The 22,293-nt window shown below is 70.3% G+C and carries 21 protein-coding genes and 2 pseudogenes; 14 read left to right on the forward strand and 9 right to left on the reverse strand.

Annotated features, from left to right (window positions below; genetic code table 11):
* Window positions 1-26: 26 nt before the first annotated feature.
* The 5 genes from O7608_RS18295 to O7608_RS18315 all read left to right on the forward strand — a co-directional run bounded on the left by O7608_RS18295 (window position 27) and on the right by O7608_RS18315 (window position 5,308).
* Window positions 27-596, forward strand: coding sequence for a GNAT family N-acetyltransferase (locus O7608_RS18295; protein WP_289205740.1), 570 nt, complete (start codon window positions 27-29; stop codon window positions 594-596).
* On the forward strand, window positions 593-2,749 hold the full coding sequence (locus O7608_RS18300; RefSeq protein WP_289205741.1) for an ATP-binding protein: 2,157 nt from the start codon (window positions 593-595) through the stop codon (window positions 2,747-2,749). The genes O7608_RS18295 and O7608_RS18300 overlap by 4 nt, the downstream gene beginning before the upstream one ends.
* Before the next feature lie 3 nt (window positions 2,750-2,752).
* Complete coding sequence (locus O7608_RS18305) at window positions 2,753-3,151, forward strand: hypothetical protein (RefSeq protein ID WP_289205742.1); 399 nt, start codon at window positions 2,753-2,755, stop codon at window positions 3,149-3,151.
* Between the two features lie 352 nt (window positions 3,152-3,503).
* On the forward strand, window positions 3,504-4,127 hold the full coding sequence (locus tag O7608_RS18310) for a hypothetical protein (RefSeq protein WP_289205743.1): 624 nt from the start codon (window positions 3,504-3,506) through the stop codon (window positions 4,125-4,127).
* A gap of 12 nt (window positions 4,128-4,139) precedes the next feature.
* Window positions 4,140-5,308 (forward strand): IS3 family transposase gene (locus O7608_RS18315; RefSeq protein ID WP_502959132.1). Its coding sequence is split into 2 segments (ribosomal slippage): window positions 4,140-4,395 and window positions 4,395-5,308, totalling 1,170 coding nucleotides; the frame shifts between segments, so codons are not numbered across the junction.
* A gap of 309 nt (window positions 5,309-5,617) precedes the next feature.
* On the opposite strand, the gene O7608_RS18320 is transcribed toward O7608_RS18315, so the two are convergent.
* Complete coding sequence (locus O7608_RS18320) at window positions 5,618-5,908, reverse strand: hypothetical protein (RefSeq protein WP_289205745.1); 291 nt, start codon at window positions 5,906-5,908, stop codon at window positions 5,618-5,620.
* Window positions 5,901-6,365, reverse strand: a complete 465-nt coding sequence (locus O7608_RS18325; RefSeq protein ID WP_289205746.1) for a hypothetical protein — start codon at window positions 6,363-6,365, stop codon at window positions 5,901-5,903. The genes O7608_RS18320 and O7608_RS18325 overlap by 8 nt, the downstream gene beginning before the upstream one ends.
* A gap of 134 nt (window positions 6,366-6,499) precedes the next feature.
* Here O7608_RS18325 and O7608_RS18330 point away from each other — a divergent pair, with 134 nt between their 5' ends.
* Together O7608_RS18330 and O7608_RS18335 are read left to right on the forward strand one after the other, a co-directional pair.
* Window positions 6,500-7,291, forward strand: coding sequence for a helix-turn-helix domain-containing protein (locus tag O7608_RS18330; RefSeq protein ID WP_289205747.1), 792 nt, complete (start codon window positions 6,500-6,502; stop codon window positions 7,289-7,291).
* Entirely contained in the window at window positions 7,288-7,491 is a 204-nt protein-coding gene (locus O7608_RS18335; protein WP_502959218.1) for a DUF397 domain-containing protein, read from the forward strand. Before O7608_RS18330 ends, O7608_RS18335 begins: the two co-directional genes overlap by 4 nt.
* Here O7608_RS18335 and O7608_RS18340 read toward each other — a convergent pair.
* Window positions 7,401-7,832, reverse strand: coding sequence for a VOC family protein (locus tag O7608_RS18340; RefSeq protein WP_289205749.1), 432 nt, complete (start codon window positions 7,830-7,832; stop codon window positions 7,401-7,403). The two genes, O7608_RS18335 and O7608_RS18340, sit on opposite strands and share 91 nt — an antisense overlap.
* Window positions 7,833-7,944: 112 nt before the next feature.
* Here O7608_RS18340 and O7608_RS18345 point away from each other — a divergent pair, with 112 nt between their 5' ends.
* On the forward strand, window positions 7,945-9,006 hold the full coding sequence (locus tag O7608_RS18345) for a pectinesterase family protein (RefSeq protein WP_289205750.1): 1,062 nt from the start codon (window positions 7,945-7,947) through the stop codon (window positions 9,004-9,006).
* A gap of 18 nt (window positions 9,007-9,024) precedes the next feature.
* Here the strand turns inward: O7608_RS18345 and O7608_RS18350 are convergent, their stop codons facing one another.
* Window positions 9,025-10,197 carry an alpha/beta hydrolase gene (locus tag O7608_RS18350; RefSeq protein WP_289205751.1) on the reverse strand — a complete coding sequence of 391 codons (1,173 nt, stop codon included), beginning with the start codon at window positions 10,195-10,197 and terminating at the stop codon, window positions 9,025-9,027.
* Between the two features lie 179 nt (window positions 10,198-10,376).
* On the opposite strand from O7608_RS18350, the pseudogene O7608_RS18355 reads away from it, so the two are divergent.
* The 4 genes and pseudogenes from O7608_RS18355 to O7608_RS18370 all read left to right on the forward strand — a co-directional run.
* Window positions 10,377-11,294, forward strand: a pseudogene (locus O7608_RS18355) (MurR/RpiR family transcriptional regulator); the annotation flags it as partial.
* 99 nt (window positions 11,295-11,393) lie between these two features.
* Window positions 11,394-12,842: an N-acetylglucosamine/diacetylchitobiose ABC transporter substrate-binding protein gene (gene ngcE / locus O7608_RS18360; RefSeq protein ID WP_289205752.1), complete on the forward strand. Its 1,449-nt coding sequence runs from the start codon at window positions 11,394-11,396 to the stop codon at window positions 12,840-12,842.
* Between the two features lie 60 nt (window positions 12,843-12,902).
* Window positions 12,903-13,844, forward strand: coding sequence for a carbohydrate ABC transporter permease (locus O7608_RS18365; RefSeq protein WP_289205753.1), 942 nt, complete (start codon window positions 12,903-12,905; stop codon window positions 13,842-13,844).
* Window positions 13,845-13,857: 13 nt separating this feature from the next.
* Complete coding sequence (locus O7608_RS18370; RefSeq protein WP_421360829.1) at window positions 13,858-14,826, forward strand: carbohydrate ABC transporter permease; 969 nt, start codon at window positions 13,858-13,860, stop codon at window positions 14,824-14,826.
* Window positions 14,827-14,876: 50 nt separating this feature from the next.
* On the opposite strand, the gene O7608_RS18375 is transcribed toward O7608_RS18370, so the two are convergent.
* Window positions 14,877-15,296 carry a DnaJ-like cysteine-rich domain-containing protein gene (locus tag O7608_RS18375; protein ID WP_289205754.1) on the reverse strand — a complete coding sequence of 140 codons (420 nt, stop codon included), beginning with the start codon at window positions 15,294-15,296 and terminating at the stop codon, window positions 14,877-14,879.
* A gap of 249 nt (window positions 15,297-15,545) precedes the next feature.
* On the opposite strand from O7608_RS18375, the gene O7608_RS18380 reads away from it, so the two are divergent.
* Both O7608_RS18380 and O7608_RS18385 read left to right on the forward strand, forming a co-directional pair.
* A complete protein-coding gene (locus O7608_RS18380) occupies window positions 15,546-17,240 on the forward strand; it encodes a bifunctional 3'-5' exonuclease/DNA polymerase (RefSeq protein ID WP_289205755.1) in 1,695 nt (564 codons plus the stop codon).
* Window positions 17,241-17,465: 225 nt separating this feature from the next.
* Window positions 17,466-18,059 carry a nucleotidyltransferase family protein gene (locus O7608_RS18385; protein WP_289205756.1) on the forward strand — a complete coding sequence of 198 codons (594 nt, stop codon included), beginning with the start codon at window positions 17,466-17,468 and terminating at the stop codon, window positions 18,057-18,059.
* Window positions 18,060-18,079: 20 nt separating this feature from the next.
* Here the strand turns inward: O7608_RS18385 and O7608_RS18390 are convergent, their stop codons facing one another.
* The 4 genes and pseudogenes from O7608_RS18390 to O7608_RS18405 form a co-directional block, all read right to left on the reverse strand.
* Complete coding sequence (locus tag O7608_RS18390; RefSeq protein ID WP_289205757.1) at window positions 18,080-18,886, reverse strand: metal-dependent hydrolase; 807 nt, start codon at window positions 18,884-18,886, stop codon at window positions 18,080-18,082.
* Window positions 18,887-19,036: 150 nt separating this feature from the next.
* A complete protein-coding gene (locus O7608_RS18395; RefSeq protein WP_289205758.1) occupies window positions 19,037-19,804 on the reverse strand; it encodes a TIGR03089 family protein in 768 nt (255 codons plus the stop codon).
* Window positions 19,805-19,931: 127 nt separating this feature from the next.
* Window positions 19,932-20,678 (reverse strand): annotated as a pseudogene (locus O7608_RS18400) (serine/threonine-protein kinase); the annotation flags it as partial.
* A 250-nt stretch (window positions 20,679-20,928) separates the two neighbouring features.
* A complete protein-coding gene (locus O7608_RS18405) occupies window positions 20,929-22,260 on the reverse strand; it encodes a glycosyltransferase family 4 protein (RefSeq protein WP_289205759.1) in 1,332 nt (443 codons plus the stop codon).
* Window positions 22,261-22,293 lie beyond the last annotated feature (33 nt).

Consider the following 22,293-nt stretch of genomic DNA (forward strand, 5'->3'; position numbering starts at 1 on the left):
TACGGCGAAGCGAGGGAGGTGCAGGCATGTCGAGCTCACTGTGGGTCGGTGACCTCGTCCGGTTACGGGCGATCGAACCCGATGACGACCGCTACTACCGGGCCTTCGCCGAGGACACCGAGGACGAGCGGTCCGTGTTCCGGGTCGAGCCGCCGCGCTCGACCGCGCAGCTCCGGCAGGAGATCGCCGCTGTCGGCACCTGGCAGCCCGGAAGTGACTGCTTCGCGCTCGCCGTCGAACGGGTCGACAATCCGGGAATGATCGGGGCGATCTCGACCCGCGACACGGACCCACGCAGCGGCAGCTTCAGCTACGGCCTCGCTATCGCGCGGGACCAACGGCGCCACGGCCATGCGACGGAAGCCGCACGGATCCTGCTGCGCTACATGTTCACACAACGGCGCTACCACAAGTGCCTTGTGGACATTCACGCTACCAACGTCGCTTCGCTGCGGCTGCACGAACGACTGGGATTCGTCGTCGAAGGGCTACTTCGCGAACAGGAGTACTTCGACGGCAGGTATCAGGATGTCGTACTGATGGGACTGCTGGGTCCCGATTTTCTTGCCACGCGTGGCGGAGCCGAGGTGCCATGAACCCGGCGCATGGCAACGCCGATGCCGACAACGACTTCGCCGGGGGTGCCGGTGCGGTTGTCCAGGCCGCGCAGATATCCGGTGGCGTGCACGTCCGGGTCACCGACGTCCCGCTTCCCCCGCCGCGCCAACTGCCACCCGCCACGAAAGGATTCATCGACCGGGAACTGCATATCCGGCAGCTCGACTCGCTACTCGACGAGACAGATCTACGGACCAGCGACGGCAGGCTCCCGGTCGTGACCATCTCGACCGTTTCGGGTAGCGCCGGGGTCGGCAAGACCGCGCTCGCGGTCCACTGGGCACACCGGGTGCGCGCCCGGTTCCCGGACGGGGACCTCTACATCAACCTGCGCGGCTACGATGCGGTGCCGCCGTTGACCCCGCAGGAGGCACTGGACGGGTTCCTTCGGGCGCTCAACGTACCGCCGGAGAAGATCCCGACGGACCTGCCCGGACGGACCGCGCTCTACCGGTCGCTGACCGACGGACGCCGCATGCTGGTGCTGCTGGACAACGCGTCGACCGCCGAGCAGGTGCGACCGCTGCTACCCGCCTCCCCGACCTGCATGGTGATCATCACCAGCCGCGACCGGCTTTCCGGTCTGGCGGTGCGTGACGGTGCGATCCGGGCGGTGCTCGACGTGTTGACCGACGACGACTCCATCCGACTGTTGCGCGAGACGACCAGCCCGGAACGCATCGACGCCGAGCCTGCGGCGGCCCTGCGGCTGGCGGAACTCTGCTCGCGGCTCCCACTCGCGCTCCGCATCGTGGCCGACCGCGCCGTCAGCGACCCGGACATGAGCCTGGCCGATCTGGTGACGGAGCTGGAGGAGGAGAACGGCCGGCTCGACGCACTGTCCGTGCCCGGTGACGAATTGTCCGCCGTCCGTACCGTCTTCTCGTGGACCTACCGGTCGCTCGACCCTCCGGTCGCGCGTACCTTCCGGTTGTTGGGGCTGCATCCGGGCGCGGATGTCTCGTTGTCGGCGGTGGCGGCACTGACCGGGCGGCCGGTGTCGGAGGCGCGGCGGCACCTGGACTCGTTGGTCGGGCTGCACCTGCTGACCCGGATCCCGGGGCACCGGTACCGGTTGCACGACCTGCTCCGGCTCTATGCGGCGGAACGGGCGCAAGCGGACGAGCCACCCGCCGAGGTCAAGGCCGGGCTGGCGCGGATGTTCGACTGGTACCTGGTCCGGGTGTACGACAGCTATCGCAAGATCCTCCCCCAGGGCCGACCGATCCCGGGCCTGACCGGCGTCACCGCTGACGGGCAGCCCCCGTTCGCGACGCTCGACGAGGCGCTGCGCTGGTCCGAGCAGGAGCGCCTGAACGTACTCGACGTCATCCGCCTGGCGCACGACACCGGGCACTGCGACGTCACCTGGAAACTCGCCGCCGCCTCGATGGCGTTCTTCGAACGACGCTCCTACTGGCGGGCCTGGATCGACAGTCATCTGCTGGCCCTCGACTGCACCCGCCACCTGGCGGACCGATCGGCCGAAGGCTTCATGCTGCTGCTCCTCGGCGACGCCTGGTGGGACCGCGGCGACACCGACGAGGCACTGCGCTACTACTCGGCAGCGCGGGACGCGGCCCAGCAGGTCGGCGACAGCTGGACAGCCGGCTACGCGCTGCGCGGCTGCTGCCTCGCCTACGAGGACTCGGGGCGCTTCGACGAGGCGGTCGCGTGCGCCGAGGGTGCGTTGGAGATCTTCCGCGATGCCGGCGAGGACCGGGGCATCGGCCTGTCCTTGATGAGCCTCGGCAACGGCCACCGCAACATGCTCCGGTACGCCGAGGCGATCGCGTCGTACGAGCAGGCCATGGAGATCTTCCGGACTCTCGGAAACCGCTGGAGCGAGGCGCTGGTCGAATTGCAGCTCGGTCGCACCCTGACCGACGTGCCGGAGCCTGTCGCGGCGCTGGACCACCTTGCCCGCGCTCGCGAGTTGTTCGCGGCGGCCGGCGATCCCCGCCACGAGTGCATCACCCTGGTGTACGTGGGCGACGCGCACGCGGCGGACGGAGACCGGACCGCAGCGCGTCAGGCGTGGTCGGCGGCGCTGACGACGCTGATCGGGTTGGACGACCCGCTGGTCGTCGAGGTGCGGCGGCGGTTGGAGTCAGCTGAGGAAAGGACGTGAGCGATGATGGACGACCCGATCCTGACCGCTGTCGCGACGGCGCTGGCGACGGGCGCCGCCGCCGAGGTGACCGCTGGCGGCAAAGCCGCGTTCGCGGCACTGGTCCGGCTCGTCCGGCGGAAGGCTGCCGAGCAGCCCGCCACCGGGAACGCACTCGACGCAGCCCAACGTGAGCCATTGGACGGTCAGCGGATCGCGGAACTACGCGCCGCGCTGACCACAGCCACACTCAACGACCAGGTTTTCGCCGCCGAGCTGCACCGGCTCTGGGCCGAGGTCAGGGCCGCGCGAACAGCAGACGACCACAGCCGGGCCAGCAACACGATCTCCGGCCCGGTACGCGGCCCGGCGGTGCAGGCACGTGACATCCACGGCGGCGTGCACTTCGGCCCCGGAGGATGAGAAGCGGCAGTGGATGGTCAGCGGGTGGGCTGCGGCCGGCTGCGGATGCACGCGTCGACCTCGCCGTGGAGTTGGCGATGGCGGTGCAACAGGCTGTCGGCTTGACCTGCCTTGCCCAACCCGCCCAGGGCGGCGGCTGCATCGACGGATTCGCGTAGCAGCTCGGGCAGCGTGCGGGGGAGCAGTGCGGCGTCGGCCGTACTCAGCTTGCGCTTCTGGGCGTGCGCGTCGGCGGCCTCGGCGATGACCGCGTCCGCTGTGGTCGCGGTGCCGTGGGTGATCGGAGCACGATCACGGGCTCTGTTGAGCAGCAGAAGGATGTGCGCTTGCCAAGCGCTACGAACGGCTGTTCGTGGAGACCGCCGGCCGGGACGTGCCGATCACCGACGACCACAAACGCTACTGGCAGTCGGTGCTGCGGGCCTACGACCTGGCCCACGGATACAACGACCCCCAGGCCACCTACCGCCGCGATCCCGCGACAGCCAAGGGAATCGTCCGGTCCAAGCACGTGCCCAGCACCCGCGAGCTGCGGGAACTTCCGGCGGGCACCCTCGTCTACGTCAGGCACGACAAGTCCCGCGACGAGATCACCGAGGTCCACCCGGTCATGGTCGGCCGGCTTCCGTTCGCCGCCGCGCCCGACGACCTGCTGCCGCCCAGCCTTCGCCCCGCGCAGGACCGCGACCAGCTCTCCCCGGCGGACCGGCTGTTCGGGTGGGTGCCGTCCGGTGGCGGCGACGACGGTTCCGGGGCCAACGACGGTGCCTCGGGCTACCGTGGCCGGCTGCGCGTCCGGTCGGTCACCTGCGTCACCCCCGACTGGAAACCCACGGATTTCCCGCCGGACGGCGTCGTCCTCGCTCCGCTGAGCACCCCCAAACCCACCCAGTCCCGCTTCTACGCCGCGTCCGACAACGGCGGGACACCCCTGGGTGAGGTGTACCAAGGATCTTGGACATGTCCTCCGAGTTGAGAGGATGGATCCATGTCCGAGCAACGTCGTCGATACAGTCCGCAGTTCAAGGCCGAGGCTGTGCAGATGGTCGTCGAGACCGGTAGACCGATCGCCGCGGTGGCCCGTGATCTGGAGGTCCACGAAGCCACCCTGGGCAACTGGGTCAACACCTGGCGCCGTGAACACGCCACGCCCGTACCGCCGCACACCGACCGGACCGAGGACACCCGTGTGAAGGAGATGGAAGACGAGATCCGCCGCCTGCGGATGGAGAACGAGTTCCTGAAAAAAGCCGCGGCCTTCTTCGCCCGGACGCACCCGTAGCCCTGCGGTGCGCGGTGATCGACGCGGAGAAGGCCACCTACCCGATCGCCTGGATGTGCCGCCTGCTGGGCGTGCCCCGCTCCACCTACTACGCCTGGCGGGAACGCGCCGAGACGGTCACCGCCGCCCGACGTCGGACCCTCGCCGACCACGTGCGGCGGGTCTTCGACGCCTCCCGGGGCACCTACGGCTGCCGGCGGGTGACCGCCGCGCTCAACCGCAAGGGTGTCGCGTGCAGCGTCGGGCTCGTCGCCGACCTGATGCGCGAGCTCGGCCTGCGGGCCTGTCAACCCAGGGCGTACAAGCGGACCACGGTGCCCGGCCGGGACCCGGTCACCGCGAAGGATCTGATCGACAGGGACTTCACCGCCGACACCCCGGGCACCCGCCTGGTCGGCGACATCACCTACCTGAGGACGGGTGAGGGCTGGCTGTACCTGGCCACCGTCATCGACCTGGCCACCCGGATGGTCGTGGGCTGGCAGACCGCCGAGCACATGCGCACGAGCCTGGTGGTCGACGCCCTGGCCATGGCCATCCGACACGGCCACGTCCGCCCGGATGCGGTGTTCCATTCCGACCGGGGCGCGCAGTACACCTCGGCCAGGTTCGCCCGCCACTGCGCCGACAACCAGGTGCGGGTGAGCGTGGGACGTACCGGTGTCTGCTGGGACAACACCGCCGCCGAATCGTTCTTCGCCACCATGAAGAACGAGATGTACCACCGGGAACGCTTCGACACCCGTGCCCGCGCCCGGTTCGCCGTCGCCGAGTACATCGAGGTGTTCTACAACAGACAACGGCTGCACTCCAGCCTTGACTACCGCACCCCGGCCGAAGCCCTCACCGGCTACCAGGCCCTGATAGCCGCCTGACCAGCAAACCTACGAAGACCTGTCCAAGATCCTTGACACAGCCCACTCTCGGGAGCTGCCCTTCATTGAGGCCACGAAGAGGCGTACTGGCGTCGCCGCCGGCCGGTCGCAGCTCTCTCGGGAGCTGCCCTTCATTGAGGCTGCCACTGGCTGGTATCAGCCGCCTGGCACGCCGACCGCAGGTGGCAGCTCTCTCGGGAGCTGCCCTTCATTGAGGCGCCCCGACGCACGGCGGCGGGTCCGAGCGGTGGCCGTCGCAGCTCTCTCGGGAGCTGCCCTTCACTGAAGCGGCGACGCCAGGCTGTCTGGTCAAGTTCGGTGCGGTGGGTCGAAGGGCACATCGACTCGGTTGGCGGTTCGGCGGTGGGGTTCGTGGACACCGGGGCGGGTGAGGGCGGTCTTGTAGACGGCGATCGAGACCATCCGGCCGTCGCGGCCGGCTCCGGTCACGGTCGCCAGGATGCCGATGACGGGGGAGTTCGGATCGTCGTGGCCGTACCGGATGTCGGAGACCCGGACCCGCATGGCGCGGTCGCCGTACACCCAGTCGGATTTTCCGAGGTGCAGGTTGTCGCCGACCCGCAGCAGTTCCTCAGGCATCGGTGCCGTCCTCGCGGGGCTGTTGCTGGCCCGGTGACCACAGGCCGGACAGGTGCAGCACGGCGCGTACCCGCTGGGCCTTGGCCGGGTCCCAGCGTTGGACGATGACCAGTGCCCGCAGGAACGGCTTGCAGGGCGCGGCGATGTCGCAGCGGCGACATTCGCCGAGCCGGCTCGGCAGGTGCACGTTGAGCGCGTCGAGGGCTCGGGTGAGGGCCCGCTGGGCGGCCGGGCTGCGGGGCGCGGTGGGCGCGTCGGCGAGCGCGCCCGTCGGGGCGGCGGTGACTCCGCGCGCGGCGGTCAGGCGGAAGCGGGCGTCCCGGTCGACGTCCGTCTGACCGGGGGTACGCCGGGGCAGCGGTGGCCGGTTCGGGGTGGGGTCGGAGTGCGGCGGCGTGCCGATCGAGGTGTACCGGGCGAGGCGCGGCGTACCGCCGATACCGTCGTTGCGCAACACAGTGGATCTCCCTTGCGGTGGAGATGTGCGATCCTTTCCTGATCCACCCTGGACTCCGCCGGGCGGTTGTGGAAGATTGACGGCGGGCAGCGAATCGGACGCTTCTTCATACCTGAGGGGAAGGATGAGGAAAGATGAGTGGCTACAACGCGTTGGCGCGGATCTTGAAGTTCGCTCGGAATCAGGCCGGGATGACGCAGGAACAGTTGGCGGCACGGATCAACGTCTCGTCGTCGTTGATCGCCAAGTTCGAGACGAGCCGCCTCATCCCGAAGCCGGACACGGCGCGACAGCTCGACGCGCTGTTCGACTCGGGCCACATGTTCCAGGAGCTGGCGGCGGAGGCCCGCGCCAGCTTCGGCCAGCCGGTCTGGGTCCGCTCGTGGCTGGAGCACGAACGCAACGCCACCATGATCCGGTCGTTTCAGCCGCTGATCGTGCCCGGTCTGCTGCAAACCGAGGAGTACGCGCGGGCGATCTTGACCGACGGAGGCAACCGCGTGACAGACATCGAGTCGACGGTGGCTGCGCGGTTGGCGCGGGCCGATGCGCTGCACCGCGCCGACACGCCGTGTCGATTGTTCGCGGTCCTCGATGAGACCTTGCTGCGCCGTCCGATCGGTGGGCCAGAGGTGATGCATGAGCAACTTCAGGCGATCATCAAAGCGTGCGCGGAGCCCAATGTCGAGGTGGCCGTGGTGCCTTCTTCGACTGGTACTTACCCCGGCCTGAACGGTCCGTTGGTGCTCGGCACGGTCGACGGCCGTACTGTTGCCATCCTCGACAGCCCGTTGGGCGGTCAGGTGACCGAGGACCCGGATGAAGTCGCGCTGTTGGAGGAACTTTGGGAGGCGATCCGGGGCTACGCTCTGCCTCGACAGGAGTCGCTCAATTTGATCATGGAGGTGGCAGATTCGTGGAACTGATTGACACCCCCCGCTGGCGTAAGTCCAGCCGCAGTAACGGCCAGGGCGGTGACTGTGTGGAGGTGGCCGACAACGTGCCGGGTCGGGTGCTGGTGCGGGACTCGAAGGATCAGGCTGGGCCGGTGCTGACGTTCGGCCCGGCAGCCTGGCGGTCCTTCGTCGCCGGGGCGGCCGTGACCGCTGGCGGAGGCTCCCAGTAGACCTCGACCCGGTGGCCGTCCGGGTCGAGGCACTTGAACGCCGTGTACGCGGGTTCGTCGTACTCCTCGATGATCTCGACCCCATCGGCGCGTAACCGGCCGCGCAGCGTGCGGACCGCGTCGGGTGCGGGCATGCGGAAGCCGAAGTGCAGGAACTCCGGTGACGCGCCGACGGCGTCGACGGCGTGCAGCGCCAGGTCGAAGCCGTCGGCGTCGCGGATGATGACCGTGCCGTCCGGGTAGCGCTGCGCCGTGGCCGGGTCGAAGCCGAAGTAGCGGCCGTAGAACTGGGTGCTGCGCTGCGGGTCGCGCACCGGCAGGCCGAGGTGGTTCAGTCGCACGAATCCACATGGTATCGCGGTCGGCGGCCGACTGAGACATTGACGTACGGCGTTCGACGGCCTACTTCGCATCTCACTGAAAGCGCTTTCCCGGTGTGGGGGTGGAGGTGTGATGCGACGGCGAGTGGTGCTCACGGCCGGTGCGGCGGCGATGATCCCGGGCCTCGGTGCCCTGGCGGGCCCGCAGCCGGTGTCGGCGGCCGCGTCGTCCCGGCGGCGGATCGTCGTCGCCGCCGACGGCCGGGGTGACGTGACGACCGTCCAGGCGGCGGTCGACGCGGTCCCGGCCGGCAACGCCGCGCCGTTCCGGATCGACGTCCGGCCCGGTGTCTACCACGGGCAGGTGATCGTCCCGTCGGACAAGCCGTACATCGTGCTGCGCGGGCTCGGGCGCGGTCCTACCGACGTCGTGGTCACCGACGACCGGGCCAACGGCACGCCGAAGCCGGGCGGCGGGACCTGGGGCACCTCGGGTAGCGCGTCGGTCACACTGGATGGTGCCGACTTCACGGCGGAGAACCTGACGCTGAGCAACTCCTTCGACGAGGCCGCCCATCCGGAGATCACCAACCGGCAGGCCGTCGCGGTGCTGACCCGCGCCGACCGGATCGCCTTCCGGGGCGTGCGGTTCGTCGGCAACCAGGACACGCTGTACGTCAACAGCCAGTCCGCCGCGACCGTCGCCCGGGTGGCGCTCGACGGCTGCTACGTCGAGGGCGACGTCGACTTCATCTTCGGCCGGGCCACCGCCGCCTTCACCCGGTGCCACATCCATTCGCTGGACCGGGGTTCGGACAGCAACAACGGGTACGTGACCGCCGCGAGCACCGCGATCAGCAACCCGTACGGTCTGCTCTTCGACCGGTGCCGGTTCACCGGCGACGCCGCGCCGGGCACGGTGTTCCTCGGCCGGCCCTGGCACCCCAGCAACGATCCGGACGCGATCGGGCAGACGATCGTCCGCGACAGCGTGCTCGGTGCGCACATCAAGGCCGCGCCGTGGACCGACTTCGGCAGCTGGCCGTGGCGGGAGGCACGCTACTTCGAGTATCGCAGCCGTGGCCCCGGTGCCGGCGTCACCGACGACCGTCCGCAGCTGACCCGGGAGCAGGCCGCCGCGTACACGCCCGCCGCGTACCTCGCCGGAGCGGACGGCTGGCGGCCGTTCTGCTGACCGGGACCGGGGTCGCAGTCAGTCGGCGAGGAAGTCGTCGACGTGGCGGACCAGTTCGGCCCAGGCGGGTTCGGTCGCGGTGAACAGGTGATTGGTGCTGTCGAGCAGCACCAACCGGCTGTCGCCGATCAGCGCGGCGAGTTCCGTGGCGTCCGAGGCGGGGACCCGGGGGTCGCCCCGGGCGTGCAGGATCAGCGTGGGGCAGCGGACCCGCTCCACCAGCGGAAACACGTCCATGGTGGCGATCATGTGGAAGAAGTGGACCAGGTTCTCCAGCGACGTGGTCCGTCGGGTGAAGGCGATGTACGCGTCCAGCTCGGCCGGGGCGGCGTTGGGCAGAAACAGGGCGGCGTAGGCGCGCAGGAAGGCCGGGTCGGCGGACTGCCAGGCGACGGTGGCCAGGTCCAGGTCGACGTCGGCGACCCGGCGGTCCAGGTCGGTGTGGGCGCGGGCCTGCCGGCCCCGGGCGTGGCTGCTGATCAGGACCATCCGGGTGATCCGTTCCGGGCGCAGCGCCGCGTAGGCGATCGCGGTGGCGGCGGCCTGGGCCGTCCCGATGATCGCGAAGGTGTCGTAGCCGGCGGCGTCGGCGACGGTGTCGAGGTCCTCGACCCACACCTGCGGTGACGGCGACGGCGGGCACCAGTCGGAGAGCCCGCAGCCCCGCTCGTCGTAGCGCAGCCCCCGCCGGGTCTCGCGCATCAGGTCCCGGTACCAGTGGATCCACATCGGATCACGGCGGTCGAGGCCGAGGTGGGTCAGCCAGTTGGCGGCGGAGATCAGCGGGGGACCGCTGCCGGTGACGGTGTACGCGAGTCGGGTGCCGTCCCTGGTCTGGCAGAACCGGACGGTGTCGTAGTCCCCGGGGTTGGCGGCCGGGGCGACGTCGGCGATGAACTGGTAGCCACGCCGGTGGATGGTGCGGATGATCTCCTGACTGCCTCCGGTGTCGCCGACGGCGTGGCGGGCGGCGCGCAGGGTGGCGGCGATCGCTGATTCGCTGACGGGGTGTCCCGACCAGACGGTGTCAAGGAGCTGCTGTCGGGTGACGACCCGGTCGCGGTGCGCGGCGAGGTGGCACAGCAGTTCGATGGCGCGGGGTTCAGCGCGGACCTGCTGGCCGTGGTGGCGTAGCTGCCGGCCGTCCAGGTCCAGCTCGTACGGGCCGAATCGGAGTCGCGCGTGTGCCACCGCCGGAGCATAGCGGCATCGATGTGTCGCTCCTGATCATGCTCTTGGGGCTGGCCGGGTGGTAGCGCTCCCACCCGGTCACAGTTTGAAAACTTCGCCCACGGTCTTGACAGGGAGGGGGTGTTAGTAAGAACTTTTACCACTAACAGTTAACAGTCTTTCCCGAAAGGTCGGTGCCGATGGCCGGGCATGAGGAGCAGAGCCTCGCGGGGACCGCGCTGGCCGACGCCCCCGGGCCGGCGGACTCGGTGCTGGCCCGCATCCGGCTCACCGACTTCGCCGGTGCCCTGCGCCGGGTCGCCGACCAGGTGCTGTCCGACCCGGCCGGGGCCGCCCGCGCCACCATAGTGGAGCTGGCCGAACGCAGTGGTACGTCGCCGGCGACGGTGACCCGCTTCTGCCGGGCACTCGGCTTCGACGGCTACGCCGACCTGCGACTCGGCATCGCCGCCGAGACCGGTCGGGCCCGTGCCGCCGGCTGGACCGTCGACATCGGACGCGAGATCCAGCCGGGTGACCCGCTCGACCGGGTGCTCGGCCAGATCATGGCCGCCGACACCCAGGCGATGAACGACACCGCGGCCCTGCTGGACCTCGCCGAGGTGGAGAAGGCCGCCAACGCCGTCGCCGCCGCCAGTCGGGTCAACATCTTCGGTGCCAGCGGCAGCGCCCTGGTCGGCGAGGAGATGCAGTTCAGTCTGCACCGCATCGGCGTACCGGCCTGGGCCTGGACCGACCTGCACAACGGTCTGGCCAGCGCGGCGCTGATGCGCGACGGCGATGTGGCCCTAGGGATCTCGCACACCGGCCAGACCCGCGAAACCATCGAGATGGTCGCGGAGGCCGGCAGCCACGGCGCGACCACCGTCGCGTTGACCAGCTTCCCCCGCTCCACCCTGGCCGAGCTGGCCGACATCGTCCTGCTCACCGCCACCCAGGCGACGACCTTCCGGCCGGACGCGCTGTCTGCCCGGCACCCGCAACTCGTCGTGCTCGACCTGCTGTACGTCGCCGTCGCACAACGGACCCACGACCGGGCGCACGCGGCGTTCCGCCGGACCGCCCGTGCCGTCGACGGCCACAAAGCTGTTGATGGTCACAAGGCTGCCGATGGCCATCGGGCCGTCGACGGCCACCAGGCCATGAACCCGATCATTCACCGCCCCGCCGAAACCCCCAGCTGAGGAGCGCAGATCATGTCCCTTATCCCCGACTCCGCCCGGATCCCGTCCGCGGTCGCCGGCGCCTCGGTGCGCCGCCGGACCCTGCTGCGTCGGGCCGCCGCCGCCGGCCTGCTCGCCGGCCCGGCCGCCGGCCTGCTCTCCGCCTGCGCCGGCAGTGACCCCGGCAGCGGCACGGAAACCGGTACCAAGAGCCCGGACAACCCGTTCGGCGTCGCCGACGACAGCAGCGTCGACGTCGTCGTGTTCAACGGCGGACTCGGTGACGAGTACCCGGAGTTCGACAAGACGCTCTTCGTGGCCAAGCACGACAGCGTGACCGTCAACCTCAGCTCCACCCAGAAGATCAAGACCGAGCAGCAGCCGAAGTTCTCCACCACCCCGGCCGACCTGATCAACAACTCGGGTGCCGACCTGATGGCGATCGACACCCTGATCAACGAGGGGGCGCTGACCGAGCTGACCCCGCTGCTGGACGCGCCGAGCTGGGACGACCCGGACGTCAAGGTCCGCGACACGCTGCTGCCCGGCACCGTCGACGACGGTACGTTCGACGGCCAGTTCTTCCAGCTCAACTACGCGTACACGGTCTTCGGGCTGTGGATGGACCAGGCGTTGTTCGACCGCAACGGGTGGGCGGTGCCGACCAGCTTCGACGAGTTCTTCACCCTCGCCCCGAAGATCAAGGCAGCCGGGGTGGCGCCGTTCGCGTTCGCCGGCAAGTACCCGTACTACATGCGGTGGCCGATCATGACCTGGATCTGGCTGGCCGGTGGCCGTCAGGCCGTCGTCGACATCGACAACCTGAAGGAAGGCGCCTGGCAGACCGACGCGGTCACCGCCGCGATGAGCGCCGTCGAGAAGATGGTCAAGGATGGCTACACGCTGACCGGCAGCGACACGCTGACCCACACCGAGTCGCAGCAGGCCTGGCTGGACGGCAAGGCGGCGTTCCTGCCCTGCGGCACCTGGCTGGAGAACGAGATGCGCTCCACCATCCCGACCGGGTTCCAGATGAAGATCGTCCCGGTGTGGAGCGTCGGCGCGAACGACGCGGCCCCGTACGGCACCGTGCAGGCCGGCTCCGGCGAAGGCTGGATCGTGCCGAAGAAGGCCGCCAACGCCCCTGGCGGGATGGAGTTCCTGCGGGCCATGCTCTCCAAGGAGGGTGCCGGCAAGTTCGCCGAGCTGACCAGCTCGCTCGCCTCGGTCAAGGGCTCCGGCGACAACGTCACCAACTCGACGGCGCTGACCTCGGCCAACGAGCTGATGGCCAACGCCCCCGGTGACCTGGTGTCGTTCCGCCACCCCGACTGGTACGCCGACATCGACAAGGTGGAGCAGAACGCCATCGGTGAGCTGATGGCCGGCCGGATGACCGCCGCGCAGTTCCAGGCGGCGTTGCAGGAGGCGTCCGACGCGGTCGCCGCCGACGACGCGGTCAACAAGTTCACCCGGTCCTGACCCGGCCCTGAACCCGGTACGGCGGCCCGGTACGTCGGCCCAGGAAGGAAGCGACAGGTCATGCGGCACGGGAAGGCCCGGTTCGTCACCGGGTTTCTGGCACTGCCGGTAGCGCTGTACGTGTTCTACGTCGTCTGGCCGTACGCACAGGCGGTCGGCTACTCGATGACGAACTGGGGTGGCTACTCCGACACCCAGGAGTTCGTCGGGCTGGCCAACTACGTACGGCTCTTCGGTGACGAACTGATTCACAAGGCCTTCTGGCACAACGTGTTCTTCCTGGTCACGCTGCCGCTGTTCACCATCGCGCTGGCCCTGTTCCTGGCGTTCCTGCTCAACGTGGGCGGGCGCGGGGACAGGGCCGGCGTCCGGGGGGTACGCGGGTCCGGCATCTACAAGATCATCTTCTTCTTCCCGCAGGTGCTCTCCCTGGTGCTGATCGCCATCATGTGGGGCGCCATCTACCGGGGCGACAGCCAGGGACTGCTCAACGGCATCCTGATCCGGGTCGGGCTGGTCGACGCCGAGGCGCCGCTGAAGTTCGTCTCCGACCCGACACCGTTCCTCGGCGTACCGGCGGTGCTGTGGTGGCTGCTGCTGATCGCGGTCTGGGGCGGCGTCGGCTTCTACATGGTGCTCTTCTCCGCCGCCATGCAGTCCATCCCCAAGGACATCTTCGAAGCGGCGATGCTCGACGGCGCCAGCCGGGTCACCAGCTTCCTGCGGATCACCCTGCCGCTGCTGCGTGACAGCATCTCGGTGGCCTGGGTCTACCTCGGCTTCATCGCCCTGGACATGTACGCCCTGGTCTTCATGATGACCCCCAACCAGGGCGGCCCCGACCACGCCAGCGAGGTCTTCGCCTCGGTCATCAACTTCACCGCCTTCAACAAGGGCCAGTTCGGGTACGCCTGCGCCATCGGCGTCGCCCTGGCCATCTTCACGCTGCTGCTCGCCGCCGTGCAGCTACGCGTCACCCGCCGCGAGCGGATCGAATACTAGGGAGGGCCGCGCGATGAGCACTGTCACCAATCCACCGACCGGCGCGGCCACCCCGCCACCGCCCACCGTCACCGGCGGCCGCCGTACCGCCCGGCCGTTGCCGCCCCGGCGGGCCGGCGCCGCCTCCGACAGCTTCTTCAACGGCTTCTCCCACCTGTTCCTGCTGGTGTGGGGTGCCATGGTGGTGCTGCCGCTGCTGTGGGTGGTGATGTCGTCGTTCAAGGACGACGCGCAGATCATCCGCGACCCGCTGTCGCTGATCCCGGACCAGCTGCACTGGGACAACTTCGCCCGCGCCTGGGTCGACGGCGGCATCGGCGACTTCTTCCTCAACACCCTCGTCATCGTCGGCGGCGGCGTGTTCCTCACCATGCTGCTCGGCTCGATGGCCGCCTACGTGCTGGCCCGCTACGAGTTCCCCGGCAACCGGCTCATCTACTACATGTTCCTGTCCGGGCTGACCCTGCCGGTGTTCATGGCCGCAGTGCCGCTGTACAAGGGCGTCTACAACACCGGGGTCGTCCTGCCGCTGCTCGGCCCGAACAGCCACCTCATGCTGATCCTGGTCTACACCGCCTGGTCGCTGGCGTTCACCGTCTTCTTCATGCACTCGTTCTTCAAGACCCTGCCGGACACCGTCGCCGAAGCGGCGATGGTCGACGGCGCGTCGCACACGACGCTGTTCTTCCGGGTCATGCTGCCGATGGCCCGACCCGGCCTGATCAGCATCGGCATCTTCAACGTCATCGGCCAGTGGAACCAGTGGTACCTGCCGTACCTGCTGATGCAGCCCAGCGGCGGCGAGGCCAAGAATCAGGTGATCGCGCAGGGCCTCATCGACCTGTCGGTCAACCAGGGCTACAAGTCCGACTGGTCCGGCCTGTTCGCCGGCGTCACCATGGCCATGCTCCCGGTGCTGATCGTCTACCTCGTCTTCCAGCGGCAGGTGCAGGCCGGCCTCACCGGCAGCGTCTCGAAATAGCAGCTCGCAGTCCCGCCAGGAAGTCGGTTCGTCGGTGTGGCGACGGCACGTCAAAGGTAGCCGATGCCGCCACATCGGTCGCATTCGACAAATTCGTGAAAGTAGTCGCCATTGTTGCCGTATTCGTGAGTGACGTAGCCTCCCTTGGAGCCGCCGCACGACGGGCAGGGCGTTCTGTTGATGAAGCCGTGCAGGATCGCCTTGGTGACGGCCAATCCGGCGAGTGCGGCGGCAACGATCCATCCCCAGGCCAGGGTCCCGGTGAAGTACGCGATCAGGAAGCCGCCAGCGGTGCCGACCGTCAGCAGGGCTCGGACCGGAGATCCGTAAAGAATCCAGTGAATGCTCCGCAGGATCTGATATGCCACGATTGCCAGAAGAAATGGAAGAATCAATACGATCGCTATGGTGAGAATTCCCGGAATATTCGATGCGAGTTCATCGAAATCGACGACAACAAGCGCGACCATCGGTCACTCCCACGTGTCAAGTCCTGAATATTCGGGTTGCGTGTAACGGTAGACAGGTGGGTAAGATCGTTTAAATCCTCCGCGCGGACGCAACGCGGGAGACATCCGCTCCGGTCAGTGCGCCGAGAAGTAGCGGACATCGGCGAAGTGTCCGGCGTGCCGCTGGTCCCGGCCTTGGCCGCCCACGACCAGAACCCCAGCTGGTTTGGTTGGCATCAGGATGTCACCGGTGCCGGTCAGAATGACCGGGTGCTGGTAGCGGTGACGGCGGGACCTGGCGGCGGCGGATCACTGCGCCCGCTGCGACCCGACGGGCAGCCGGCCGGCCCGGCCGAGCCGACCGCCGACCTGGCCGCCCGGATCACCGGTCACCCCGCCGGGCCCGGTGCGTCCGGGCCGGCCCGGTGGCTGTGGGCCGCGACGGGTGCGATCTACCCGGGCCTGCTGCGCGCCGGCGTACGGGTCGACCGTTGCCACGACGTCGAGTTGACCGAGGCGCTGCTGCTCGGCCACGCCGGCCGCTGGGGTGAGCCCCGGTCGCTCGCCGCCGCGTACGCCCGGCTCACCGGTGCGCCGGTGCCGCCCGACCCGCCGACGCACGCCGCCGAACCACCCGGGCACGGCCAGCCGGCCCTCTTCGACGACCTGCCGGCGGCGGCGAGAGTCGCCGATCCGCTCGACGCACTGTGCCGGGTCTACGCCGACCAGCAGCGCCGGGTCGCCGCCACCGAACGCCCCGACCGGTTCCGGCTGCTGGTCGCCGCCGAATCGGCCGGGGCGCTGGTCGCCGCCGAGATGGGCGCCACCGGGCTGCCCTGGCGGGCCGACCGGCACGACGCGCTGCTGACCGAGCTGCTCGGCCCGCCGTCGCCGGTCGGTGGGCAGCCCCGCCGGCTGGCCGAGCTGTCCGCGCGGATCGCCGCCGCGTTCGGCGTACGGCAGTTGCACGCCGACTCGCCGGCGGAGGTGCTGCGCGCCTTCGCCCGCGCCGGCATCAGCCTGCCCAACACCCGCGCCTGGGTGCTGCGCGGCGTCGACCATCCGGCCGTACCGCTGCTGATCGAATACAAGGAACTGCACCGGATCTGGACCGCGCACGGCTGGGCGTGGCGCGACGCCTGGGTGCGCGACGGCCGGTTCCGACCCGAGTACGTCCCCGGCGGCGTCGTCTCCGGCCGCTGGGCGACCCGGGGCGGCGGCGCGCTGCAGATCCCCAAAGTGGTCCGGCGGGCCGCCGTCGCCGACCCGGGCTGGACGTTCGTCGTCGCCGACGCGGCCCAACTGGAGCCACGGGTGCTCGCCGCGATGTCCGGTGACCGGCGGCTGGCCACCGCCGCTGCCGCCGGAGACCTGTACGCCGCGTTGGCCCACGACGCGTTCGGCGGCGACCGGGACAAGGCCAAGGTGGCGCTGCTCGGCGCCATGTACGGCCAGACCGGTGGTGCCGCCGTGCCGGCGCTGGCGGTGCTGCGGCGCAACTACCCGGTCGCCTTCGAGTACGTGGAGGCCGCCGCCCGTACCGGTGAATCCGGCGGACTGGTCCGCTCCTGGCTGGGCCGGACCTGCCCGGCCGCCGGCACGGCCGGCCTGGCCGACCCCGGCGTGGGCGAACCCGCCGGCGACCCGACGCCAGCGGAGCCGCCCGGTGCCGGCGCGCGGGCCCGTGGCCGGTTCACCCGCAACTTCGTCATCCAGGCCACCGCCGCCGAGTGGGCGCTGATCCTGCTCGCCACCGTCCGTCAGGGCATCGCCGGCACCGCCGCCGAGCTGGTCTTCTTCCAGCACGACGAGGTGGTGGTGCACTGCCCGGCGGCGCAGGCCGACGAGGTGGTCGCCACGCTCGAGCAGTGCGCGCGGCGGGCCACCGCGATGCTGTTCGGCGACACCCCGGTCCGGGTGCCGTTGGACGTCGCGGTCGTCGACTGCTACGCCGACGCGGCGTGATCAGGCAGCGACCGCTACGTCGACGGGGGTGATCACGCGTCGGCTGCTACGCCGACGGGCGTGATCACGTCGGCGGGCGGCCGGCCGACACCTGATCGGGAACTGATCGTTGGGACCGTTGTGCGTTCCATCGAGCCGGTGGCGGCGAACCCGCCGTGACCGGCCGCCCGGCAGAGCCTGTCGGGCAGCGTTGCGGGGGTGGCTCAGCTGAGTCGGATCGCGGGGATGATCATTGCAGCCGGTGGCGGCCGGCGCATCGGAGGACCGGAGGCCCTGCTGTACCGGGGCGACCAGTTGCTGGTCGAACGGGCGCTGGGGCTGGTCCGGGAGACCGGCTGCGACCCGGTCGTGGTGGTGCTCGGCGCCGCCGCCGAACAGGTGCGCGACACCGCCGACCTGACCGGTGCCACCGTCGTGGTGAACCGGGCCTGGGGGACCGGTCTCGGGTCGTCGCTGCGGGTCGGCCTGGGCGCGCTCAGCGACGCCGACGTCGAGGCGGTCGTGGTGTTCCCGGTGAACATGCCGGGGATCACCGCCGACGCGCTGCGCCGGGTCGCCGCGTTGCCGTACCCGGAGACCCTGGTCTGCGCCACCTACGCGGGAACCCGTAGCTACCCGATGGTGTTCGGCCGCCGGCACTGGGCGGCGATCGCCACCCTGGCCAACGCCGACGGGGGTGCCCGGCCGTACCTGCTGGCGCACAAAGGCGAGGTGATCGACATCTCCTGCGACGGAGTGGCCGAGGGCGGGCTGGTGGACACCCCCGAGTCGGTCGAGGAGTGGGGGCTGGCGGTGCCGGTGCAGCGCACCCCGGCCTGAGGCGCGGCGATCTGGTCCGGTCAGCCGCCGGTGAAGCGTCGGGTGATGGTGGGGACGGCCAGGCCGACGATGGACAGCAGCGAGATGACGGTGAAGGCGGTACGCAGCACCACCACCTCGAACTTGCTGCCGGCCCGGATGGAGAAACGGTCCGAGGGGCCGATCATCTTCCACATCCGCCGGCCGATCGGAATCGGCCACAGGATCGGTACGCCGGCCCGGGTGACCAGGTCGCCGAGGATGTGCACGAAACAGCCCACGCCCATGGCGAAGCCGAGCATCGGATAGCCGCGGTCACCGGGCAGGTGCAGGTAGGTGAAGTACGCCGCACCGGCCGACACCAGCGTCACGATGACCCAGCCGGCCCGTTTCGCCCACTCGTCGAACAGGCCGCGCAACGCCAGGCCGATCATGAAGAACAGGATGCCGATCACCGCCCACTTGCCGTACGCGGCGCAGAGCGCGGTGGTGCCCCAGCCGACCAGCACGGTGAACGGGATCGTGTGGGTCAGGGTGCGGTGGCCGTTGTTGCGGTGCGGGTCCTTGCTGAGCTTCGTCGCGTGGTAGACGCCGAGGGAGATCTTCTCGATGACCTCGGCGGCGAACAGCGACACCACCCCGAAGGTCCGGGCGACCGTCGCGCCGCCCTGGTTGCGGGTGACCTTGCCGGACAGGTCCAGGTCCGGGAAGAGTGCGCCGCCGGCGCAGACGGCGGTGCCGACCGCGATCATCAGCGGCGACTGCTCGTAGCCGGCGAACTGGTCGAGCGCCCAGGAACCGGCGAGCCACACGGTGGCACCGGACAGCGCGTGGGACGGACCCATCATGGTCGAGCATCCTCCAAGGTCATCTTCTCGGCGGAGGTCACTCTGTCATGTGCCCGCGTGTCGGCGCGCACCGCACCCACCACTTAGGGCCAGCCGGCGGCCGACCCTTGGGGCCGGCCGACAGCCGACGATGGTCCACTGTGTATCAGGTCAGAGCACGCGGGTGACACCCTCGGTGCCGACACGTACGTCGAGCAGGTCCGGGTCCATGTTGACGCACACCACCACCGAGGCGCCGACCGTGAGCGGTGCCAGCAGCCAGAACAGCGGGTGCTCGTGCTGGTCGGCATCGACGAGCACCCGGTCACCGGCGGTGATGTCGTGCTGCTCGGCGATCCCCAGCGCGACCGTGCGCAACTGTGCGTAGCTGGTCCCGTCGACACTCGCCGGGTCACCGGGGCTGATCAGCGCGTACTGCGGGGCCAGGCCGGCGTACCGGGCCGCCTCGGCGAGGAAGTCCCGGTAGCCCTCCGGCGGTGGGGCGCCCGGCGTGGCCCGGGCACCGACGTCGAGCACGAACCGGTGCCGGGCCTCGGGTACGTCCTCCAACCAGTCGTCGACCCGGCCGCGCGCGGCGAACACCGCGTCCAGCGGCTCGTCCGCACCCGGCTCCAGCACCGGCAGGCCGGCGGTCGCGGCCAGCCGGATCGACACCGACACCCCGATCGACCAGGCGCCGAGCAGCACGGCGGCGCTCTGCCAGTGCGGTGGCAGCAGCATCGCCGCCCGGTCGCCGGCACCGAGGCGGCACCCGTCACGCAGCAGCGCCGCCGTCCGGGCCGACCACGCCCCGAGCGCCGTCGCCGACAACTCGGCGCGCTCCCCGGTCGCATCGTCGTAGCAGGTCAGCAGCGGTGCGCCGGCGTCAGCCGGCAGCCGGCGCCGACCCGGGGCACTGGCGAGAACGGATGCGTCCATCACAGACTCCACGGTCGGTGCGGGCTGGTCGCTGCCGACCCTACCGGGTAGAGGTGCCCGGCACCCGTAACCGCGAGGCTACGTGGCGCAGTAGCGGCCAGGTCGGCGTCACGGGCCGCTCCGGTACACCGACGACCCGGCGCAGCAGCCGGTCGGCCTCGTCGGCGTCGATCCGCCGACGCGGGTCGCGCCGGAGCAGCCCGGCCAGCACCGGCCGCAGCGGGCCGGCCCGGGGTGCCGGGTCGGGCGGGGCGGTGGCCAGCGCCGTCAGGGTCGCCATCGGAGTGGACCGGGCGTATGGGGCGTGGCCCTGCACGGCGGCGTACAGCGTCGCGCCGAGCGACCACAGGTCGGCGGCCACGCTCGACACGCCGTCGCGGGCCCGCTCCGGGGCGATGTACTGCGGTGAGCCGAGTACCAGCCCGGTGCGGGTGAGCGATCCTTCGTCGTCGAGGGTGGCCAGTCCGAAGTCGGTCAGCACCACCCGGCCGTCCTCGCCGATCAGCACGTTGTGCGGCTTGACGTCGCGGTGCAACACGCCGCCGGCGTGGGCGGCCCGCAGCGCGGCCAGCACCCGCCGGCCGATCGCCGCCACCCGTACCGGGGGTAGCGGGCCGTCCTCCGCGACGACCTGGTGCAGCGAGCGCGACCGGACGTACTCCATCACGATCAGCGGGCTGGCGCCGACGTTGCGGATGTCGTAGATGCGGACCACGTGCGGGTGGTTGAGCCGGGCGGCGCTGCGGGCCTCGCGCAGCGTACGGTGGCGCAACGCGTCGCGTTCGGCGTCGGTCAGCCCGGTCGGCGGGTGCAGCTCCTTCACCGCGACGTCCCGGTGCAGGGCCTCGTCGCGGGCCAGCCAGACGCGACCCATCCCGCCGCTACCGATCGGTCGGACCAGCCGGTAGCGGTCCGCGATCAGGTCCGGTCGCACGATCCGGTCTCCTAACGTCAACCCGCGACTACACAAGGTAGTCGCGGGTGTGACGTCGCTGTATCAGCTGGAAACCCGGCGAACTTCCACCGTTTCGCTCCGGCGGAATACCGTTTCGCTCACCCGGCCAGCCGGTTCGCGCAGGCCAGCGAGCTGATCGCGCGAACCGGCCACCGGACAGCGGTGCGGGCTACGACGCCGCCCCGGCGGCCGCGAGCAGGTTCCCCTCCGGCACGACGACCTTGCGGGCGTCCCCGGCCAGCTGGGCGGCGGCCCGCCGGGTGTTGAAGCCCGGTGCCTCCCGGACCGCGGTGGCGTACGTGGCGGCGGTCTGCGCGGCGATCGTCGACCAGCCGTACTTTCTGGTCACCTGCTGACGGGCGGACCGGGCCACCCGCCGGGCGAAGATCTCGTCGGAGAGCAGCGCGTGCACCGCCTGCGCCAACCCGTGGGTGTCCTGTGGCCGGAACGTCGTACCGGTCACGCCCGGCTCGACGATCTCCGCCAGACCGCCGGTGGCCGACACCGCCAGCGGCGCGCCGGCCGACGCCGCCTCCAACGCCACCATGCCGAACGGTTCGTACAGGCTCGGTACGACCGTCGCGTCGGTGGCCCCCAGCAGCGCGGGCAGCTGCGACTCGGTCATGAAGCCGGCGAAGTCGATCAGGTCGGCGACGCCGAGCCGCTCGGCCTGCGCCTGCAGCTCACCCCGGTACGGGCCGTCGCCGGCGATCACCACCCGCATCCCGGGATGGCGTTGGCGCAGCCACGGCAGGGCGGCGATCAGGTGCTGCACGCCCTTCTCGTAGACCAGCCGACCGGCGAATCCGACCAGCGGCCCGTCCGCCGCGTACCGCTGCCGAGCCGCCGCGACCGCCCGCGCCGACGAACGCCACACCCGGTCGTTGACCCCGTTGGCGATCACGTCCACCCGCGACGCCGGCAGCTCCAGCAGGTGGCTGACCTCCCACCGCATGTACTCCGAGCAGGCGATCACCCGGCACGACTCGTGGCCCAGCCAGTGCTCGATGGAGTGGATTGACTTGTTCATCTCGTCGGGGAGCCAGCCCTGGTGGCGGCCGGCTTCGGTGGCGTGGATGGTGGCGACGAGGGGGATGTCGAGGTGTTCCTTGAGGGTGATGGCGGTGTGGGTGACGAGCCAGTCGTGGGCGTGGATGACGTCGTATTCGGCGGACTGGGTGGCGCGTAGGGCGGCGCGGGTGAGGGTGTGGTTGAAGGCCATGGTCCAGGCGAGGAGGCTGGGGGTGGCGAGGGGGAACAGGGGTGGGTCCTCGGCGGCGCGGATGATGCGGACGCCGTCGGCGTATTCCTCCAGGGGTGCGCCGGGGGCGTGGCGGGTGACGACGGTGACCTCGTGGCCGGCGTTGGCGAGGGCGACGGAGAGGGCGTGGACGTGTCGGCCGAGGCCGCCGACCAGTACCGGCGGGTACTCCCAGGACAGCATCAACACCCGCTGCGACCGTGGTGCACGGATGTCGATCACGTCGGCGGTAGGTGACATCGACAGACCCCCCTCAATATGGTCGGTGCCGGG

The organism is Solwaraspora sp. WMMA2056, from assembly GCF_030345095.1.
GTDB lineage: Bacteria > Actinomycetota > Actinomycetes > Mycobacteriales > Micromonosporaceae > Micromonospora_E.

What these genes read in the sequence shown, in the direction of transcription:
- O7608_RS18295 (WP_289205740.1), top strand. Translation starts at nt 27, where the DNA reads ATGTCGAGCTCACTGTGGGTCGGTGACCTCGTCCGGTTACGGGCGATC.
- O7608_RS18300 (WP_289205741.1), top strand. Translation starts at nt 593, where the DNA reads ATGAACCCGGCGCATGGCAACGCCGATGCCGACAACGACTTCGCCGGG.
- O7608_RS18305 (WP_289205742.1), top strand. Translation starts at nt 2,753, where the DNA reads ATGATGGACGACCCGATCCTGACCGCTGTCGCGACGGCGCTGGCGACG.
- O7608_RS18320 (WP_289205745.1), bottom strand. Translation starts at nt 5,908, where the DNA reads ATGCCTGAGGAACTGCTGCGGGTCGGCGACAACCTGCACCTCGGAAAA.
- O7608_RS18330 (WP_289205747.1), top strand. Translation starts at nt 6,500, where the DNA reads ATGAGTGGCTACAACGCGTTGGCGCGGATCTTGAAGTTCGCTCGGAAT.
- O7608_RS18345 (WP_289205750.1), top strand. Translation starts at nt 7,945, where the DNA reads ATGCGACGGCGAGTGGTGCTCACGGCCGGTGCGGCGGCGATGATCCCG.
- ngcE (WP_289205752.1), top strand. Translation starts at nt 11,394, where the DNA reads ATGTCCCTTATCCCCGACTCCGCCCGGATCCCGTCCGCGGTCGCCGGC.
- O7608_RS18365 (WP_289205753.1), top strand. Translation starts at nt 12,903, where the DNA reads ATGCGGCACGGGAAGGCCCGGTTCGTCACCGGGTTTCTGGCACTGCCG.
- O7608_RS18370 (WP_421360829.1), top strand. Translation starts at nt 13,858, where the DNA reads ATGAGCACTGTCACCAATCCACCGACCGGCGCGGCCACCCCGCCACCG.
- O7608_RS18375 (WP_289205754.1), bottom strand. Translation starts at nt 15,296, where the DNA reads ATGGTCGCGCTTGTTGTCGTCGATTTCGATGAACTCGCATCGAATATT.
- O7608_RS18385 (WP_289205756.1), top strand. Translation starts at nt 17,466, where the DNA reads ATGATCATTGCAGCCGGTGGCGGCCGGCGCATCGGAGGACCGGAGGCC.
- O7608_RS18390 (WP_289205757.1), bottom strand. Translation starts at nt 18,886, where the DNA reads ATGATGGGTCCGTCCCACGCGCTGTCCGGTGCCACCGTGTGGCTCGCC.
- O7608_RS18395 (WP_289205758.1), bottom strand. Translation starts at nt 19,804, where the DNA reads ATGGACGCATCCGTTCTCGCCAGTGCCCCGGGTCGGCGCCGGCTGCCG.
- O7608_RS18405 (WP_289205759.1), bottom strand. Translation starts at nt 22,260, where the DNA reads ATGTCACCTACCGCCGACGTGATCGACATCCGTGCACCACGGTCGCAG.